The organism is Bradyrhizobium sp. P5_C11_2 (assembly GCF_054049755.1).
The window spans coordinates 1-18,027 of the sequence record NZ_JBFULT010000010.1 but is presented as its reverse complement, the minus strand read 5'-3'; the positions used below and the strand labels follow the sequence as shown (position 1 = coordinate 18,027).

15 protein-coding genes and 3 pseudogenes are annotated in these 18,027 nt (G+C 61.9%); 10 read left to right on the top strand and 8 right to left on the bottom strand.

Annotated features, from left to right (window positions below; translation table 11 throughout):
• Positions 1-88 precede the first annotated feature (88 nt).
• A pseudogene (locus ACXJL8_RS02215) lies at positions 89-826 on the bottom strand (DDE-type integrase/transposase/recombinase); the annotation flags it as partial.
• 138 nt (positions 827-964) lie between these two features.
• On the opposite strand from ACXJL8_RS02215, the gene ACXJL8_RS02210 reads away from it, so the two are divergent.
• Entirely contained in the window at positions 965-1,912 is a 948-nt protein-coding gene (locus tag ACXJL8_RS02210) for an IS110 family RNA-guided transposase (protein WP_456684549.1), read from the top strand.
• Positions 1,913-2,024: 112 nt separating this feature from the next.
• Here the strand turns inward: ACXJL8_RS02210 and ACXJL8_RS02205 are convergent.
• Positions 2,025-3,146, bottom strand: a pseudogene (locus tag ACXJL8_RS02205) (type I secretion system permease/ATPase); the annotation flags it as partial.
• A 521-nt stretch (positions 3,147-3,667) separates the two neighbouring features.
• Between ACXJL8_RS02205 and ACXJL8_RS02200 the strand changes: the two are divergent.
• The 5 genes from ACXJL8_RS02200 (at position 3,668) to ACXJL8_RS02180 (ending at position 7,578) form a co-directional block, all read left to right on the top strand.
• Positions 3,668-4,192 carry a hypothetical protein gene (locus tag ACXJL8_RS02200; protein ID WP_456684548.1) on the top strand — a complete coding sequence of 175 codons (525 nt, stop codon included), beginning with the start codon at positions 3,668-3,670 and terminating at the stop codon, positions 4,190-4,192.
• A gap of 166 nt (positions 4,193-4,358) precedes the next feature.
• Positions 4,359-4,604: a FitA-like ribbon-helix-helix domain-containing protein gene (locus ACXJL8_RS02195; protein WP_456684547.1), complete on the top strand. Its 246-nt coding sequence runs from the start codon at positions 4,359-4,361 to the stop codon at positions 4,602-4,604.
• Positions 4,601-5,020, top strand: a complete 420-nt coding sequence (locus tag ACXJL8_RS02190) for a PIN domain-containing protein (RefSeq protein WP_456684546.1) — start codon at positions 4,601-4,603, stop codon at positions 5,018-5,020. The genes ACXJL8_RS02195 and ACXJL8_RS02190 overlap by 4 nt, the downstream gene beginning before the upstream one ends.
• A gap of 423 nt (positions 5,021-5,443) precedes the next feature.
• The gene (locus tag ACXJL8_RS02185; protein ID WP_456684545.1) at positions 5,444-6,796 is read left to right on the top strand and encodes an IS701 family transposase; all 1,353 of its coding nucleotides are present in this window, start codon (positions 5,444-5,446) and stop codon (positions 6,794-6,796) included.
• Between the two features lie 152 nt (positions 6,797-6,948).
• The gene (locus ACXJL8_RS02180; protein ID WP_456684544.1) at positions 6,949-7,578 is read left to right on the top strand and encodes a hypothetical protein; all 630 of its coding nucleotides are present in this window, start codon (positions 6,949-6,951) and stop codon (positions 7,576-7,578) included.
• A gap of 475 nt (positions 7,579-8,053) precedes the next feature.
• Here ACXJL8_RS02180 and ACXJL8_RS02175 read toward each other — a convergent pair whose 3' ends face one another.
• The gene (locus ACXJL8_RS02175; RefSeq protein WP_456684543.1) at positions 8,054-9,259 is read right to left on the bottom strand and encodes an HNH endonuclease; all 1,206 of its coding nucleotides are present in this window, start codon (positions 9,257-9,259) and stop codon (positions 8,054-8,056) included.
• 617 nt (positions 9,260-9,876) lie between these two features.
• Between ACXJL8_RS02175 and ACXJL8_RS02170 the strand changes: the two genes are divergently transcribed.
• Positions 9,877-10,164, top strand: a complete 288-nt coding sequence (locus tag ACXJL8_RS02170) for a hypothetical protein (protein ID WP_456684542.1) — start codon at positions 9,877-9,879, stop codon at positions 10,162-10,164.
• 143 nt (positions 10,165-10,307) lie between these two features.
• On the opposite strand, the gene ACXJL8_RS02165 is transcribed toward ACXJL8_RS02170, so the two are convergent.
• A complete protein-coding gene (locus tag ACXJL8_RS02165) occupies positions 10,308-10,598 on the bottom strand; it encodes a hypothetical protein (protein ID WP_456684541.1) in 291 nt (96 codons plus the stop codon).
• A gap of 43 nt (positions 10,599-10,641) precedes the next feature.
• Positions 10,642-11,952: an alpha/beta hydrolase gene (locus ACXJL8_RS02160; protein ID WP_456684540.1), complete on the bottom strand. Its 1,311-nt coding sequence runs from the start codon at positions 11,950-11,952 to the stop codon at positions 10,642-10,644.
• A 314-nt stretch (positions 11,953-12,266) separates the two neighbouring features.
• Here ACXJL8_RS02160 and ACXJL8_RS02155 point away from each other — a divergent pair.
• Positions 12,267-12,552, top strand: a pseudogene (locus ACXJL8_RS02155) (IS66 family transposase); the annotation flags it as partial.
• A gap of 253 nt (positions 12,553-12,805) precedes the next feature.
• Here the strand turns inward: ACXJL8_RS02155 and ACXJL8_RS02150 are convergent.
• From ACXJL8_RS02150 to ACXJL8_RS02140, 3 genes are all read right to left on the bottom strand, one after another.
• The gene (locus ACXJL8_RS02150) at positions 12,806-13,399 is read right to left on the bottom strand and encodes a hypothetical protein (RefSeq protein WP_456684539.1); all 594 of its coding nucleotides are present in this window, start codon (positions 13,397-13,399) and stop codon (positions 12,806-12,808) included.
• Positions 13,400-13,581: 182 nt separating this feature from the next.
• On the bottom strand, positions 13,582-14,427 hold the full coding sequence (locus ACXJL8_RS02145) for a hypothetical protein (protein ID WP_456684538.1): 846 nt from the start codon (positions 14,425-14,427) through the stop codon (positions 13,582-13,584).
• Between the two features lie 667 nt (positions 14,428-15,094).
• Positions 15,095-15,712 carry an IS110 family RNA-guided transposase gene (locus ACXJL8_RS02140; protein ID WP_456684537.1) on the bottom strand — a complete coding sequence of 206 codons (618 nt, stop codon included), beginning with the start codon at positions 15,710-15,712 and terminating at the stop codon, positions 15,095-15,097.
• A gap of 582 nt (positions 15,713-16,294) precedes the next feature.
• Here ACXJL8_RS02140 and ACXJL8_RS02135 point away from each other — a divergent pair.
• Both ACXJL8_RS02135 and ACXJL8_RS02130 read left to right on the top strand, forming a co-directional pair.
• Positions 16,295-17,470: an FkbM family methyltransferase gene (locus ACXJL8_RS02135; RefSeq protein ID WP_456684536.1), complete on the top strand. Its 1,176-nt coding sequence runs from the start codon at positions 16,295-16,297 to the stop codon at positions 17,468-17,470.
• A gap of 214 nt (positions 17,471-17,684) precedes the next feature.
• The coding region (locus ACXJL8_RS02130; protein WP_456684535.1) for a hypothetical protein at positions 17,685-18,027 on the top strand (343 nt) is incomplete at its 3' end.

Below are 18,027 nucleotides of genomic sequence, written 5' to 3'. Positions count from 1 at the left end.
GCGGCCGGGCTTGCACCTCAAACCCGGCTCTTCGTCACGTGGTCACCCGTGGGCGGCAGAAAAATAGCACGATCCGCGAAGAAAGGGGCTGTTCAACCTCATCCGTGGTCCAGGGATGGTTGGGCTTGGTCAGACGATGCTCAATGCCGTGCTCGTGGCAGACGCGGTCGAATATGTGCCGGCTGTAGAGGGCTGTCGGGCCTGAGCGGTTGCGCGGGGCATGGCAGAATTGCACCCCATTGTCGGTCAGCACCGTGTGGATCTCGTACGGCACGAACGTGACCAGCGCGTGGAGGAAGTCCGATGCCGTGTAGCGGTTGGCTTCTGCCTCCAGCTTGGCGAACGCCAGCTTTGAGGTTCGGTCGATAGCCACAAACAGGTAGAGCTTTCCTTCCTTTGTCCTGACCTCGGCGATGTCGATGTGGACGTAGCCGATGGGGTAATCGGCAAAGCGCTTCTTCTTGGGCTTGTCGCCCTCCATCTCCGGTAGGCGGCTGATGCCGTGCCGCTCAAGGCAGCGGTGGAGTGACGAGCGGGTCAGGTGCGGGATCGTGGGCTGCAGGCCGTAGAGGCAGTCGTCCAGCGGCAGCAGGGTATGCCGGCGGAAGGCGACGATGATCGCCTCGTCCTCCGGTGTCAGGACCGTCGACCGAGCTTCTATCGGCCCCATGGCGGCATCGGCCGTCGACTGCCGTCCGCGCCATTTCTGGATCGTCGTCGAGCTGACGCCGTAGCGCTTGGCCGCCGCTCTCACACTCTCTTGACGTAGCTGTATTGCGCGACGGATCGCCTTGTATCTTGAAGTTGCCCGCTGGCGCGAAGCCAGCGAGGCTACATGGTGAGGGTCAGCCCGCGTTCGCCTTGGGCTTGTGAGCCCGTGACAGAGCAAGGTGCGGCCCTCACTCCCACAGTCCCGAACCCGGACAGCCGCTCGGGCCCGAGCCCGCATTTGCAAGGTAGGGTCATGGACGAACAACGCACCATCTTCGTCGGCATCGATGTGTCCAAGGACCGTCTCGACGTTCACCTCAGACCCTCGGGCGAGGCCTTCCATGTCGCTCGGGACACCAAGGGGCTGGAGGTTCTCGCGCGCCGCTTTGGTAGCCTTCCAGTTGCCCTTGTCGTCCTGGAAGCCACGGGCGGCTTCGAGGCGAGCGTGGCTGCCGTGCTCGCAGCGGCCGGACTGCCGCTCTGCATCGTCAACCCGCGCCAGATCCGCGACTTCGCCAGAGCCATGGGCCGCCTGGCCAAGACCGACACGCTCGACGCTGAGGTGATCGCCCTCTTTGCCGAGCGCATGAGACCGCCGGCTAGACCCCTGCCGGAACCGGAGAGAAGCCAATTCGCCGAGCTCGTGAGCCGGCGGCGACAGATCCTCGGGATGATCAACATGGAGACGAACCGTCGTGATCAAGCTGTCGACGGGCAGCTGATCCGAAGGCTCAGCCGCCACATCGCCTTTCTGGAGAGGGAGCTGTCGGAACTCGACCGCGACATCGGCCAAGCCATCAAAGCCTCTCCGGTCTGGTGCGAGACAGAGACATTGCTCAAGTCAGTCCCCGGAGTAGGCGACGTCACCGCGCGCACGCTTCTGGCTCAGCTGCCTGAACTCGGCACGATTGGGCGCCACCAGCTCGCGGCTCTCGTCGGCATCGCCCCGATCAACCGCGACTCGGGCCTGATGCGGGGCCRCAGGTYTATCGCGGGCGGGCGAACCTCTGTGCGAGGTGTGCTGTACATGGCTGCCCTGACCGCGATCCGACGAGGCTCTTCCTTCCGGCCCTTCTATGAGCGGCTCACCCAGCGTGGCCGACCAAGGAAGGTTGCCCTCGTGGCGGTGATGCGAAAGCTTCTGGTGACGCTCAACGCCATCGTCCGCGACCGCACACCCTGGCGGCCACTGACCACTTGACCTTCAACACAGCCGCTCCGTCGTGCGGGCGCTGCCGTGGAGAATTTGGCCCATAACGCATCCCTCGCCGCATGGTGGTCAACCGTACCACCACATCGCGGGATCAAACACCTAGGCTCGACTTGCCCGAGGCCGAGGGACCGATCACGCCCATCGCTTGGCCGGCCGCGAGCCGGAAGCTGGCGTCGTACACCACGGCGCGCCGCGTGCCCGGCGGCATCAGGCTGACCGCCTCGACCGTGAGACTCGTGCGCGGGGCCGGCAGGGCGAGCGGCTCGGCACCCGCCGGCAGCCGGTCGAGGACGAGCGACAGACGGGTCCAGCTCTGGCGGGCGGCCACGAAACCCTTCCAGTTGGCGATGGCGAGTTCGGCCGGCGCGAGGGCGCGCGCGACCAGGATCGAGGCGGCGATGATGATGCCGCCAGAGACCTGGTTGTTGATCACCAGCCACGCCCCGAGCGCCAGCACGCCCGATTGCAGGGCCATGCGGCAGGCTTTCGAGACTGCGCCGAGGCCGCCGGCGACGTCGACGCTGCGCTGCTGGGCGTCCGTGCAGTTGTGGTGGGCCGCCTGCCAGCGCCGGCACAGTGCGCGCTCCAGGCCCATGGCGGCGATCACCTCGGCGTTGCGGCGTGCTGCCTCGGACACGGCTTGGCGGCGCCCGGCATGCGCGGCAGACGCCCGGGTCGGGCCGCGGGTGGCCAGATCGGTGAGCAGGGTCAAGCTGGCCAGGAGCACGGCGCCGCCGATGGCGACGGCGCCGATCAGCGGGTGGAACAGGAAGCACAACGCTACGTAGACCGGCAACCAGGGTAGATCGAACAGGGCGGCGGGTCCGGAGCCGCTCAGGAAGGCGCGGATCTGGTCGAGGTCGCGCAGAGGCTGGCCGGCTTCCTCGGGCCGGGCTCCGCGCAGGGGCGCCTGCACGCTCAAGGAGAACACGCGTCGGCCGACGTCGGCGTCGAGCGCGGCGCCGATCCGGGCGAGGATGCGCGCGCGCAGGGCTTCTAGCGCGCCTTGAGCGGCGAACAGGGTGAGCGCGAGCACGCACAGGCCGACCAGCGTCGGGATTGAGCGGCTCGGGATGACGCGGTCGTAGATCTCCAGCATGAAGAACGACCCGGTCAGGGTGAGCAGGTTGAGCAGCCCGCTTATCCCGGCCACGGCGAGGAAGGCGGTCGTGCTGCGCCGCAAGGCGCCGTGCAGCTCGCCCGATGGCCGGTCCTGTCTCAAAGCTTCCCCCCAAAGTGCGTGACGACGCTGGATGCCGCGCACAGTGTACAAACCTGCACGGAACAGCCACTCGTCAGTCCGTATTAGGTGCTTGTTTAGCACCGCGGAGAATATGTCATCATTGATTTGAATGGTGCTRCGATCAAAATTGCCTGCTCTTGCACCGTGGTGACTACGCAGGCGACCGTCGGTGTATATCTAGACACACAGATTAGCCTCTGCGCGTCCCAGCATCGAATAAAGTCCGCATCGCCATTGCGCGTACGAAATCCGTCATTTTTGAGACCTGCCGCTCTGTTCATGCAAGTGAACAGTGCATCCCCGCCACGGCGGTACAGCAAATGCTCTGCGGCGGCAGGCGATCGCCTGCGCTTCTGAGGCGCGAGGGCGTGATGCTCTCGAGTCCAGCCGGGCCGAGGTCCTGACCGATCAGACTGACATGCTGGCCGACGAGGACTGGATGGTAGACCACGCCTTCGGGTACACACGTTGCGCGACGTCTACCGCTTGGGATGCACCGAATGAGGCTCATTCAGATCACATCGCCTGAAGGGGCTGTTTCGTTATTGAACGTTGATCAAATCAAAATCATCATCCCATTTGGAGATGGCAACGGCTGTACAATACAAATGATTGGAGATCCGGATTGGAAGAAATACAAATGCGGTTTGAATTATCATGTTTTCATTGAGCATTTGAAAAATTTTAGCGTCGACGTTTGTTATCCTGAAAACGAATTGCCGGCCAAAATAGCCGAAAATGATGCCAACGTTGAAGTGGAACCGCTTCATGAAAGCAGCGATCATCTGTCGGTCATCGAAAATTTGACCAATGAACTTGAAGCGGAGAGGTCGCGAGCGCTGGGATTTAGGATTGTTCTTTGCTCTGTTCTGACAAGTATTGGGCGAAGATCGCTCGACTCGAAGAGGTTTTCATCGATAATCACAAAGGCGATTGAGGACGTTCCCATCAGTGGACCGTCATCGTCGCGGAGCGCGGTGCTCCAATTAGGTGAGCAGATGGTACTTCGTAGCACCGGTAGGTGACACGATCTCCCTGCGTTAAAGGTTGCGGCTTGAGCGCGGAGCGATTTCCGCTTGCGTAGGGGCAAGCGCAACAGGATCTGACCGATCCTCCGGCCAGGTGTTGCCCGCCGGAGTTGATGTGGCGTCGACAGTCCGATATCATGATATCGAACAGCGGAGGCTTGAGATGGCTCAGCTCGTCGTTCGCAACTTAGACGAAAACATCAAAGTCGGCTTGCGACGTCGGGCTGACCGACATGGCCGCAGCGTGGAGGCGGAAGTCCGAGAGATCCTGCAAGCCGCCGTCGGAGGCGAAGGAGACGTGCAGGTACCGCTTGGCAGCCGCATTGCAGCGCGCTTTGCTCGTGTCGGCTTCGACGAGGAGATTCACGAGCACCGAGGTATGCCAGTCCGGCCGGCTGCGTTCGAGTGATCGTACTCGATACCAATGTTCTTTCCGCCTTGATGCACATCGAGCCGGATGGCGCCGTCCTGTCCTGGCTCGACCGACAACCCGCCGAGTCGATTTGGCTCACGTCAATTACGGTGTTTGAGACCCGCTTCGGCCTTGAAATTCTGCCGGAAGGGCGTCGGCGGAGGCAGCTTGAGGGTGCTCTAAGCCGAGTGCTGTCAGAGGATTTTGCAGGACGAATTTTATCGTTCGATCGTTCAGCAGCCGAGCAGGCCGCAATCTTAGGCGCTCAGCGCAAGCGCACCGGCACGCCTGTTGACTTCCGCGATACCGCGATCGCTGGCATTGTTCTAGCGCGCCGCGCGACGTTGGCGACGCGAAACGGGAGGCATTTCTCGGACGCCCGAATCCCCCTTGTCGATCCCTGGAACGACTGAGTGGTGCCCGCGCGCCGACCCATCCTCGTCACCGAGGCGCTCGCGAGCCTCGACCTGCCCGCCCCTGTTGTACGCCCATCAGGGTGACAGCCAGGTCTCAATCACAAAGCACGGGACGAAAGCGAACGCACGGACGTTGTGGGTCACGAGGGTCACGGCGCGTGCGAGGTACTTGGCTCGTGCAACCGAGTCTGCGCAGTCTGATGGCCACTGTCTAATCGGCCTCGCCGAGCCGATCAAATCGGCGCAAGCGTGCGAATGGTTGCGCTGTCGCTGGACCGCGTCAGAAACCAAAACGGACCAGAAACTTTAGTTGGCGTCCCTTAGCTCGACTTTGGCCAATTGGACGGGTGATCGAGGGTGTGAGGTGACGAAGCAGGCGTGACGGATAGGCTGGTGGCGTCCCCGCCAAGAGACACCGCCATGCTCCCCCTGCCCACCCGCTTCGCCGCGATCATCCTGGCGTTCGCACCGCTGTTCGTCCACCGCTCGTGGCGACACGCCCAGAACCTGCTGGTCGGCGCGATCCTCACGCCGGGGCAGCGCACCGTGACAAGCGTCCTGCGCATCATCGGCCGCGCGCAGGAGCGGCGGTTCGTGAACGTCCACCGCATCCTCAGCCGGGCGGCGTGGTGCCCGCGCTCCGGCAGCCGTATCCTGCTCGGGCTCCTCGTCGATGCGTTCGCGCAACGCGGCCCCGTGGTCCTGGGACTGGACGATACGATCGAGCGCCGCCGCGGCAAGCGGATCGCCGCCAAGGGTATCTACCGTGATCCGGTCCGCTCCTCCGACAGCCATTTCGTCAAGGCGAGCGGGCTGCGCTGGATGAGTTTGATGTTGCTCGCCCCGATCCCCTGGGCGGGGCGCGTCTGGACGTTGCCGTTCCTGACCGCGCTGGTGCCGTCCGAGCGCGCCTGTCGCGAACGGGGCCGTCGGCACAAACCGTTGCTCGACGTCGGTGGCCAACTCACCTTTCAGGTCCGCCGCTGGCTGCCGGGGCGCGACCTCGTCGTGGTGGGCGACAGCGGCTTCTCGGCCTTGCTGTTCCTCGACGCGATGCGCCGCACTCGCATCACGGCGATCACCCGCCTGCGGCTGGATGCTGCTCTCTACGATCCCGCCCCGCCGCGCCCGCCCGGCACGATCGGGCGCCCGCGGACCAAAGGCGTGCGGCTGCCGACGCTCGCCGCGATCCTCGCGGCCGAGGACACGCGCTGGCACGCGGTCGTGGTGCCCGGCTGGTACGGGGCAGGCGAGCGCATGATCGAGATCGCCTCGGACACCGCGGTGTGGCGGCACGGTGGCTTGCCCGTCGTGCCGATCCGTTGGGTCCTCATCCGCGATCCCGAGGCGCGCTTCCCGCCCCAGGCTCTGCTCTGCACGGATCCGACGCGCGAGCCCACGCAGATCGTAGGGTGGTTCGTGCGGCGCTGGACCATCGAGGTCACTTTCCAGGAAGCGCGTGCCCATCTCGGGGTCGAGACGCAGCGGCAGTGGTCAGATACGGCGATTGCCCGCACCACACCCTGCCTGCTCGCCCTGTTCTCGATCGTCACACTGCTGGCCGCATGCCTCTCGGCTCGCCAACGCCGACGCGTCGCGACGGCCGCGTGGTACTCCAAACCGCGCCCGACCTTCGCCGACGCTCTGGCCGCCGTGCGCTGTGCGATCTGGCGTGAGCGGACTTTGGCGACATCACCGCGCCGACGCGCCCGAACAAAACCCCGCTTCCGTTTGCCAGCGCCCTGGGCCTATGCGCTTTGCCACGCCGCATGAATGGCCAAAGTCGAGCTTAGGCCAGGAGTTCCGTTTTGGCGAAGAGGTCAACCCCCCACGCACTGCGGCACGGCTCGCCCGCGCGAGCGAGGTGATCGAGGAAGCTGAATTCGCCGAGGTCGAACGAAGCGACGGTCAGAAAGCCGGCTACGATGGTCAGCGACCGTAAGCGCCAGGCCAACCGTACGAACGCCAAGCACAGCACCGGCCCACGCACAGCCGATGGCAAGGCCCGTGCCTGTCGCAATGCGCAGCGGCACGGGTTAGCAGCGCCCTTATCAGCCAACCCGGCATTCCAAGCGGAGGTCGACCAGCTTGCGCGTGCCATCCTTGAGAGCTGCGGTCCGGACGCCAGCCTGGCGCTCGCCACACGAATAGCTGAAGCCCAAGTGGACTTGAACCGAGTGCGCCGTGCCCGACACGCGCTTATCAGCCGCACGTTGCAAGTGAAACCTGCCAGTGATGATTGGCAGGCCGCTCTCAGTAGAAGACTCAAAAACCGCGGCATGCGCAAGCTTGTTTCTGAGATCAGCGCTCGCCATCATCTAATGACCAAGCTGATACAAGAATTTTCGTCTCAAAACGCTGCCGAATCACCCGAGGAGAACGAGATTCGTGCGCTGGTGGACATTGCCAGAGAGCTGAGCGCGCTCGACAGAAACGAAAAACGAGCCTTATCCCGCCGCAAGTTCGCGATCCGGGCGTTCGACGCCGCTTTGGCGGAGCCGCCGCAAACAGCCGCCGCTCACCTCAAGGCCGCGGTTGGTCGCACTCGGCAATAGGATGGTCAACCCCGTATGCCGAGCCTCGGGTGGGCCACCCTACCCCATATTGACCCAGGCACTCGTGCCGACAAGTTAAGCGCTGCTGCCGACAGGGCGCGTGAAAGTCTGGGGCGTGCGAGAGCGGAGTCTCGGGACGGGCGCCGTCGCTGCGACGCGGACCGCTGGCGATCGGCGTCATCTTGGATGTCTTGACGCGCTGAAGCTGGAGCTGCGCCTCGGCCACAGCGCGTGCGGATTCCAAGACGGCCGCCTCACGGCGGTGCTCGCCCGCAATGAGCTCAGCGAAACGCTCGATCTCCGCCTCTGCTCGAGGGTTCAGGCCCACCGCCGAGAGACCGTGCTTGCGCGCATTTTGTCCTGAGCGCGCCTTTCCCGCGCGTTTGCGCGGGCCAGTACTGGACTGAGCGTTGCGGCGATTGGCCGGGATGGCACGCTTGAGGGTCATGGCGCCCTCAAACGTCGCAGCAATAGCTCACGGCGTCTCTGTGTGCTCGACATCAAGGACGTCCGCGGTGGCAGTCCGTACTTGCTGGGCAAAGCTCGCCCGCTTGCGTTCGATCTCGCGTAAGAGTGCTTCCCGCCGCTGGTCTGCCGTCAATGATAGTCGATCGATACGTTCGATGGCCGGGAGGTTCATCAAGAATCCATGCGCCTTAACATCCTCCGCCTTAAGGCCGCGCTTCTGCAGAATTTCCTCAACTCTATCCTTTTCGATTTTACCGCCGGCCATCCAGCCCGCCGCAAGGTACTCCGCGGAGGGGCCTCCGAATCCGGATAAATCTAGAGGGTTCGTGCCGTGAAGACCTGGCGCGATCAACTCCTCGACGGCTTTCAGCTGGGCTTGAACCAGGATCTGCCCTCGCCACCGGCGCAGCCGTATGGCCTCCCAGATGAGGTCGACGATATCCTTGACCCAGATCGCTTCGATCACGTCAGCGGGTTCGACCTGCTGGACGATGCTGCGCAGGAGGGCGTCGTACTGCTCCTCATTTTCGCCCGGCAACAGGGGACGATCGGCAAACAGGAAATCGAGATGGGCCGGGATCGCCGGTAGAATCTCGCCTGACGCGGGAGCATCCCCGTCATCCTCGTCAGCGTCTTTCGGTTTCACTGTCTTCGGTCGATTCGCCTTCTGATTCGCCGTTCCCGCCCTGTTCTCCTGAGCGGAAGGCGCCGGCGTGCGGCAAAGTCGAACAGCTCTGTCGAATGGAGAACCCGCCGCAAATGTCTTCGGTTTGGGGCTCAGCGCCCTACCCTGCCCCGCTTTCGGCTCAGCACCGGTGCGCAGACGGGCATGGGTTTCGCGCAAGATGACGGTGCCGTTGACTTTGCGCTTGAGAGCGCACGCTCGCGAGCCCGGCAGCGGACGAGCGGGGCCGACATCGGCACCCAGATGGCGGATCTTCTGCCGCTTGGCCTCGGCGGCGCGGGCGTGGTCGTCCCGCGTCTTTTCCCGACCGCACGCTTCGTGCGCCGGTCCCATGTTCTCGAGGTCATCAGCTCCGCCGAGTTCGAGGGCCCGGATGTGCTCGACGGTCCAGCGCTCGCGCACGCCGTCGATACGCTGGCCACAGATGACACAGGTGCCGGCCGTGCGTTCCCAGGCTTGGAGCCGCCGACGCCCCGATAAGGAGCGGCGCTGCGTCGTGCCGACATCCTCAGGAACGACGAAGGGCATCGTGGCGCTCACTGCGGGGAATCGGGCGTTCAGCAAGCGCCTTGAGCGTGCGGTGGGTCAGGTGCTCCCAATCGCACAGGAGCTGCTCATAGCGCTCGATGAGTGCCCTGAGCTCCGCGTCCTCCTCGCGAGCCACGAGCCTCACTTGGAGGCTCAACGACGCCACTGTGGGGTATGCGGGATCAGCCGCGCGCCTGCGCGGGCTCTTCTGGGGCATAGTGTGCCTCCTGGCTCAGCTCGGATGATGAGAAGCTTTTTTGAGGCTGAAGCGGCCCTGCTGCCGGGCGCTGCTTCAGCAGGGGGGCGCGATCTAGCCGACAGCTGCGTTTGGGAGGCCTCGTACCAACAGACCGAGCGGTGAGCGCGTCAGCGGGGCCAGTGGTGACGTGTCACTATGGCTTGCGTCACTCCCCTCGCCTTCTCCCCTGATGAGCCGAGGGCGCACGCAGCGCGAGGCTTTCCGAATCCGCTCGGCAGGCGCATGCTCTCGCACCATCGTTGAGAGCCAGTCAGCCTTGGCGGCCCGCCACGCGGCGGTGAGGCCGACCGGCATACTGACGGACCAAGGGGCGCCGGTGCGGAGCTGATGGGCTTTCGCTGCCTCGACGGCTGCCGCCATGATGGTGGCGCGGACGAAGGCGCCGGCCGGGGTGACGAGACGGGTGCGGCGGATGCGTGTGAGGCCCTGGATCAACGAGCGCGCCGAAATGATGCCAGGGGCTGTTCGGGTGCGATCGCTACGGATGTCGCGAAGAGCGGTGTTCCAGGAGATGCAGCGCTTTAGCAGCATGGCGCGGATCCGTCGTTTTTCGATGGATCGGACGGTATTCGACGCATTTCGTTTGATCAAGCGCTTTTTGCCTGAATTGGCGTTTTTCGACGGCTGGGGCATACCGAAGGCATGATCTCACCCGCTCAATGTCGCGCTGCTCGCGGCCTGCTTTCCTGGACTCAAGCCGATCTCGCGAAGGCGGCGTCTGTCGGTGTGGTGACGGTACGTCAGTTCGAGGGCGAGAACGGTGTTCCGCGATCGGCAACGCTTACAGTCCTACGCCAAGCGTTTGAGGCGGCCGGCGTCGAGTTCATCCCGGCAAACGGTGGCGGACCAGGGGTGCGGCTTCGAAAAAACCGCGGAGGCTAATTGATGCCTTCGGTCCCGGGTCGCCGCGGCGAAGCTCTGGCCCGGTCGCTGCGTCAGCATATCTGCGAAGTGCATAGCCAGAGCAGCACTGACTGCCAGCGCCGGCACATCCGCGCGCAACTGCTCGACGAAGCGGAGATCCGCTTCGTCGAGGGGGCGTGATACGGCTTCGAGGAGCCTCGCCGTGCGGTCGACCAATGGCGGCCGCCAGCAAAGTCCTCCCATCGGCTGCGGAATGCCGTCAGCTGTCCGCTCGCAACATCGCACGGCCAATCTCAAAATTATCTGACCTTCTGCGGATCACCAGAATCTGGTCCTCAGTTCTGATAAGCGGTGGGTCGATGTCCCAAATAAACCCATGAAGAGCGCAACCAATGTCCTTAGCTCGCAAATCATGGCGCCATAGATCTGCTCGAAGTCTTTTGACGTGAAGTTGGTTGATAAAAATTTCAACTTCAACTGGTTTATCAGGAAAGCTGGGGTCAAAGGCCCAGCCACGAACGTAATCGTGTCGAAATTCGTCTATGCGGCCGTGTTGAATCGGTGCATTGCCAAGCGGGCAAGCGTCCTCATTAATTACGCGATCGCGCAGGCACTTTGAGCCTAGCGTCAGAGCAAAAATATCGTAAACACCTGCGAAATCATTCGCCATGAGAAACTGGAAGTGGGTTCGGAACGGTCGCCGGTCGACCTTGCGGTAGGTTCCTGGCGCCATGATGTTGCGGAATCTAGCCGAGCGGATAATGGGATTTGCAATTTTCGCCGCGGGCACGCGAAGGCGGAGGTTCCGCGACGGATCGAATCCGGGAAAGCTCATCCAGTCCTGCGGAGCTTGGAAATCCACCCAGACAAGGCGCTGCGAGGCAACCAAGCCCTCGATCGCCGCTCTGGTCGAACAAGCTCCGGGCTGCATAGCCACCATCGGCATGCTCGAACCGAGTGTTAAAAGGGACAAGGCCGGCCCAGCGCAACCGAGCACGTCGTCCCGGAGTAGGAGGCGAGCCGCGAGTTCTGCGGCCACCAGCGCGCCAGTGGAATGGCCGACAAGCATGATCTCGTCGGCCTCTATCCCACGTATCCTGGCGTGGACGTGATCCGTGAAGGCCTCCAGTCGGGTCACGTAGTCAGGGCGGCGTCCATTGGCGTGCTGCCAGTGGAAGATCCCGTCGCTCATAAGCTGCGGGAGAAAGGCGCGCGCCAGCCAAGGCCCGAGCCCATACAGTCCGGCAAGGCCAGCAGTCGTTCCGAGCGCCAGCGTGGCCCAGGCTGGCAGGCCGAGGCCGGTGCTCAGCAGGCTGTGACTCAGCCACATCAGCATGAGCACAGTCCCTGAAAGCAGGAGTGTCGTCACAAACGGGTAGAGAATGAGACTCCCGCACTTCCAGCTCGCGCGATAGAGGCGGACGAGCGTGCCATTGGCTGCGACGTGCAGGAGAGCGAACGCGTTGAGAATGGCGCTCACGAAGAGTGGGCGGCCCATATCGCGTCGTACCAGATCGTCCCAGAGGAGCACCTCGTAGATCGTTTCAACTTCCTGGCCCGCGTCGCCCACCCTGACGGTCCAAGACTGTACCTGGTTGTCCGTGCTCGAAGTTGCACTGGAGACGCGAGATTGGGCAACACCGAAGCGCTGGGCATAGCGCCGGAACTCCCGCACGAACAAGGTTCTGTAGCGCCGCCTGGCATCAGGATCGTACCCAGGAAGGTAGAAAAGGATCCGCCTTTGGACGGATGGCAGAGGCCGGGATGATAGGAGTGGTGGCGTGAACGCAATCGGCTGTACCATTCAATCGACATACCAGGACAGACTGCAATTTCCACTCTGATCGTCGAGACAGTCGCGATCTTAAATTTTGGATACAGGACGTGGCCGCACGGAGCCGCTGTGATCTGACCCGCGATCTGCAAGCCAAGGTCAGCCGCGCTCGCGATCAGCTCCTGGTCTTCATAGTCTGTCCGGGCCAGGACGAACCCACCAACAACGGTTCTGAGCGGCTGCTTCGTCCGACCGCCGTGCAGCGGAAGGGGGGGCAACGGTTAACGCGCCATGTGGGTCGCAAAAGGCAAGGCAGCCATTCGCACCCTCGTCGACACCGCGCGCATCATAGGCAGCAGCGTCTTCAGCACCGCCCTCAAAATTATCGGCGCGTGAAACCTGCAATCACGGGCGCGGATAATTACACGAAGACGCTTTTCGCCCAGCAGACGACTGAAACAGCATAGTTCTGCTTGGTGGGCCGTATTTTCTAACGCCGCTGTAAAATCTATGAGCCACCTCAAGGATCATATCGTCTGCCCGGCAGATCAATCTGGCCTATGAGGAGCTTGTCTACGGCGCGACGCACCACAATTATGTGATCATGATAGGGGCTGAGCGGCGGCTTGAACTCGAATTTGAACCCATGTCACCCGTTGCCGAAACCCAACTGCTTTATGTCGGAACGAAGCACATCCCCGATCGCAGTACCAATTAGCGTTCCATCAAGAAAAATTTCCACTTCGGCTACAGAGTTCGGGGAGACAGCGCCGAGAACCCAGCCTTGGACCACGTCGTGGAAAAGCTCATCTACATGTCCTTGTGGGGGACGAGATACGCCTGAACCTTCTGAGCCGAACCTCTCCTGCAGCATCTCAAAGGCTCCGGCTGACGCAGTCTCTGGCGGCGCAAGCTGCCGGCACGGGTATGGTGCTGGTAAGCTGGGTACCTTTGCGAAGCCGGCGCGCCCCTCGGCTAGGCCAACGTTGACGAAGTGCAGCAGCGGGTTGTGGCCCGCTTCGGCAACGTCCGGGTTGGCTATGAGATAGCCTGAGGTGCTGAAGCCGGCGCTGGGGTCCCGACCTTCCTTCCAGCCTTGGTCAAGGTAGTGGCGTATCGGATCGAGGCCCATCAAGCGCACGTCCGGGTACGAGGCGAGGTAGAAGCTCGAATCAAATCCAGGAAGCGGCGTCCTGGTCAAACTACCACGGTGCTTGAACGGGTTGTGCAGTCGGAGCTGCATCGGACAATCGCGCGATGTGAAGTGTTTGATCGATCCACCATCACGCTCGGCGACGCAAGCCCAGGCCACCCGGTTCGCTAGCGCCGCCGTTTTTGTGCCGTTGGGCGTCCTGACACTGGCCCGGCAAACTGGATGAGGATCGAAGTTGTGGCGTGCCAAACATCAGCTAAGCGACCATGCGCCTAATCAACCTGAAGTTCAGCGTCCAAATCTATGGCGCCCCCCTGGCCGGCAATGAAAATCACAGCAGGGCGACCGATGTTGAGAGGGGATGTCAATTGCAGATCAGCCTCCAGCCACTCTGCTGTGACGTAGTTAGCTGCAATACTTTCGGCTGCTGCGATGCTGGTCCCGTCAAAGACCTGCAAAGTTCCCAACAAAGTAGCGGTCGGAACGGCACGCATTTGCACCGGCAATGGCATCCCGCATCGGCCAGCAACACTCCCGCAAATTACTCCGCGCAGGGGCGGCTCAATCAAGCGGATGAAGTAGCGCTGGCAGCGACGCAACTCATCATCTCGGCGCTCGAACACCGTGGGCGTCGAACCTGGCTCGAGCTGAGCAAATCGGAGTGAGACTGGCTCCGCCTGAGGCGGGAGGCTGAACTCAATCAGAGCATCCGATCCAGGCCTCAAGCCAGAAACRACGACCGGTCCGGCCGTGAACTCTGCGAACCTGTCCGGTGCGACCACGCGTCCAACTGCGGTACCTTGCCAGGACAGACAATAGCTATCACCCTCGGAAAGATAGAGTCCGCCTTCGACCAATTGCAGGACCGAGCCGGCACCGATGTGAAGCGTTGTGTCGCCGTTCGGCGCGATCGCGCAAGCAGCAGTGCAGCCAACTGGTCCAGCTCTCCAACGATCCCGGATGAAAGCGCCGGGTTTATATACTGTTGGATTATCGGGCGATGCACGCTGATTGATTGTTAGCCCGCCATTGACAAGGCGGTTGCGGAAGGAAACGGCCGCGACGCCGTTAAGGCCCAGGCTGAAAAGCAGTTGGGCGATTGTGTCGGCAGGTTGCATCAAAATCGTCGAGCACAGTACTGGTTGCGGCCTACACGGTGTACATCAGCGCCGACGTCCAACTTGCGTAGGTTGAGCGCAATACGAACCGGTCTTAACGCACGCCTAGGAGAGCGATCCGAGACAGCGTACGCGAGCACCGATAGCGGTGGCTATGGTATCATTGCCACAGGGGCGAAGGCTGTTCGATCTGCTTTCGCACTTTATCTGAGAGCCAGAACAGCGGTTCTCCCGCACTTTGATATCGGTTGCGAATTCGTCGGCCCGGGTCCTGCGATGAGAGGGCGGTCCGCGCGCCGCATCTCAGTAATGAAGGGCGTTTCTAAGTCGGCCGGAGGTGAGTGATGTCACTCGCTGCGAAGGGCACGTACGTTGTTCCGCGCTAGGGGCCCTCTCTGATTGGGGTCACTGAGGCAAGCAGCTCCTGATCCTCATTGGTCCCGGACGTATCGCTCCCGCAGGTCACGCGTTTCTCTTCGCGGTCTGCGCGGACGGCCGCCGGATGATGGGGTCACAAGAGCGAGGTGTCTCAATCTGTCCGACGACCTTACGGCTGTGCCGCAGGCTCTTGGCTCTCAACGAGATCGCCTCACCCATCGTCCCCGCGGGAACGATCCGGTTCACCCTTGCGGGCGAAGTCTGGCCTGCTCCAGCAGGCGTGTCTCCTTCATGCGGCGGCCGGTTCCGGCGCTTTGCCGAAGCGGAATGAGGTCTCTTCCCGCCACATCGTGTGCAGGATGACCGCCAACTTCCGGGCGACCGCTACGCGGGCACGGGCCATACCCCGATGCTTGGCCACCCGCATGCCCCAGGCTCGCAGGCTCGACCAATTGCGCGAACGCACCAGCAGGGAATGGGCGGCCTCGTAGAGCGCGGTGCGGGCGAGTTCATCGCCGCAGCGGCTGATCTTGCCCGTGATGTCGGTCTCTCCTGACTGGTAGCGGGCCGGGGTGAGACCGAGATGTGCGCCCACGTCCCGCGAGTGGCGGAAGCGTTCGGGCTGATCGATGGTGGCGCGGAACGCGAGTGCGGTGATCGGGCCGACACCCGGCACGCTCATCAGCCGTCGGCAGACCGCCTCGCCGCGTACGATGACGAGAACCTGCCGGCTGAGCTGATCCAGTTGCGCGAGCATGGCCGCGAGCACCGCCAGGAGCGACTCGACGAGGGGCATGACCTCGGGATCCTTGCCGGCGGCTCGCGTACACGTCGGCAAAGGCTGTCCGAGCTGGCGTGCCGAGCTTGATCCCGCCCTCGCGCAGGATGGCGCGGACGACGTTCTCAACCGCGCGCATTTCGTTGAGCAGTGTCCGGCGCGCCACCAGGGGAGAGCGCCAGACGCGGGGCTGGCGCGACTTGACGTGGACTTGCCGGTACCAGCCGATGCGGATGATCTGGGCGGGGGCGCGAGCGTCGTTGCGGTCGGTCTTGTTGGGCATCGTCTTCATCGCCGCGTTGGCGACCCGCGTCTCGATGCAGATCGCCGGCAGACCGGCCGCGCGCAGGTCATCGTGCAGCCAAGCCGTGAGCGAGCAGGCCTCCAGGCTGATGCGCTCCAGCGGTAAGCCGAGTTCCGTCAGGGCCGTGAGGCCCCGGCATCAATGGCGGCGATCACCCGCTCGCGAAGATCCTGCAACAGGGCTGCAGCCGTGGTGCTCCTCTCTCATCCGAACACCACGGACTCACAGCACCGGCCACCACGCTACCCCGGTCGACTCAGACTGAACGGCACCACCTGTAGAACGCCGCCTGGTTGCCTTCGTCGAGCTCACGGCGCCGGGTTGCCGCTCGCGGAATGTCTGCGGGATTGCGTTGCGTTCTGGTTCGGATGTACTGGGCCTTCGACCGGAATTGGACGCACCGCCACATGAATGAAAAATCGCCTCACAATTATCTGCGTACAGCCGACGCGCTTCTAAACGAAGGCAAGGCCTCTGAAGCACTTCCTTATGCTCAGGAGGCAGCCCGCGAAATGCCGGAGAACTATTGGGCGCACTTCCTTCTGGGGCGAACGTTACTAGCCTCCAGCCAATTTGAAGCTGGTCTCGACGCTCTAGCCAAAGCGATGGCTCGTCCAGATCCGAGCCGTATTGGAGCCAAGTTTATATACTGCATGGAAAAGGCCAAGTCCGGCATCATTGATTTCGAAGACATCGTATCTAGCGCAATCAATGAAGCTGAAGCCACCGATCAGAAGCGCTGGTATTTTTCTAATCTTTGTATGTTGCGCGCCATCAGTCAAGTCGCCCTGGGGAAGCCGCTAGCCTTTGCTGAGCGAGATCTGCGAGCGGGATATCAGTTTCTGTCATCTGTGGACGAGCGGCCATTCCGTCTTCCGTGGGCAACTGAAGCCTTGGCCCCACTGGATCTGTCTGGTTTTCCTTATCTGGCCCATCTACGGAACGCACTGACGATTGCCTCGGGTCCGGATTATCATGCCGAACTTAAACGCTTAGGCGGAAATACGATTGTTCTGGAAATCGGCGCTAATGACGGCGTAAAAACCGATCCGGTGCGCGAATTTATTGTCAAAAATAATTGGAGCGCCATCCTCGTTGAGCCGGTCGCATCATCATATAATCGTCTGTTGGAGAATTACGCTGATCATGAGAGGGCCAAATGTTGTAAAGTTGCGATCACGGCCCGGAGCGGACCGATCGTAATGAACTTAATTGATCCCTCCAAAATGGGCATAGACGGGCTTGATCCGCAATGGGCAGAGGGAGTCTCTTCAATTAGCACGTCAGGTTCTTTGCATTTTTACAGAAACCACCTCATTCAAGAGGAAGTAGAGGGAATTACGTTCGCTGAATTTGCAGAGAGGGAAGGTATTACCCGCTTCGACGTTCTTCAGATTGATACCGAGGGGCACGACTTCATCGTCTTCGATCAGATCGACTTGGATCGCTATGGCGTAAAGGTGGTGCAGATCGAAATTAACAATCTGCAGCCACCAGATCGCCTGGCGATAATTGAAACATTAAAAGCGCAGGGTTTTAGGATTTCATACGATAGCATCGATCTAACGGCTTCGCGAATCTGAGCTTTCTATGCTAGGGAGCCTGAATAGCGCCATGCTTGGAACGGCTGTGGTTGCACGTCTGAACTTTGCTAGGGTGATGATAGCAACCCTGCCGTTATAGGGAAGAAGCCGAACGGAACGGACTTTGCGCCGCTGCGGATCGGCTGACAAGTTGAGGCAATCAGTGTCACTGTGTTGACGCGGATACCTTACGCAAAATGTGGGCGACTACGCAATGAGCGACTTGTGGATTCCTCCGTATCACCGAGACCAAATGCCGGAAGGAACTGACAACAGCGAATTCGGTGAGGTTTTGTCGCTAGCTTCGCCTCTTGAATCAAATAGGGAACTGTCGATCCTCGATACTGCTTATGAGGTCACAAGGCATTTTCATGCGTCAGGAATTTTTCCGAAGAATGCAAATTCGGGCCGAAATGTATACTCTGCCTGCGATGCTACCATCGAAAGAGTAATTTGTAGGCCATTGCCCACTACCCTCTTCTTCCCAGACAATGCCGCGATTGTTGCCACAGATGACGGACAGAGGCTGATTACGGAGAGCCTCTGGCATTCAGAAG

What these genes read in the sequence shown, in the direction of transcription:
- ACXJL8_RS02200 (WP_456684548.1), top strand. Translation starts at nt 3,668, where the DNA reads ATGAGGCTCATTCAGATCACATCGCCTGAAGGGGCTGTTTCGTTATTG.
- ACXJL8_RS02195 (WP_456684547.1), top strand. Translation starts at nt 4,359, where the DNA reads ATGGCTCAGCTCGTCGTTCGCAACTTAGACGAAAACATCAAAGTCGGC.
- ACXJL8_RS02185 (WP_456684545.1), top strand. Translation starts at nt 5,444, where the DNA reads ATGCTCCCCCTGCCCACCCGCTTCGCCGCGATCATCCTGGCGTTCGCA.
- ACXJL8_RS02180 (WP_456684544.1), top strand. Translation starts at nt 6,949, where the DNA reads ATGGTCAGCGACCGTAAGCGCCAGGCCAACCGTACGAACGCCAAGCAC.
- ACXJL8_RS02175 (WP_456684543.1), bottom strand. Translation starts at nt 9,259, where the DNA reads ATGCCCTTCGTCGTTCCTGAGGATGTCGGCACGACGCAGCGCCGCTCC.
- ACXJL8_RS02170 (WP_456684542.1), top strand. Translation starts at nt 9,877, where the DNA reads ATGATGGTGGCGCGGACGAAGGCGCCGGCCGGGGTGACGAGACGGGTG.
- ACXJL8_RS02150 (WP_456684539.1), bottom strand. Translation starts at nt 13,399, where the DNA reads ATGCAGCTCCGACTGCACAACCCGTTCAAGCACCGTGGTAGTTTGACC.
- ACXJL8_RS02135 (WP_456684536.1), top strand. Translation starts at nt 16,295, where the DNA reads ATGAATGAAAAATCGCCTCACAATTATCTGCGTACAGCCGACGCGCTT.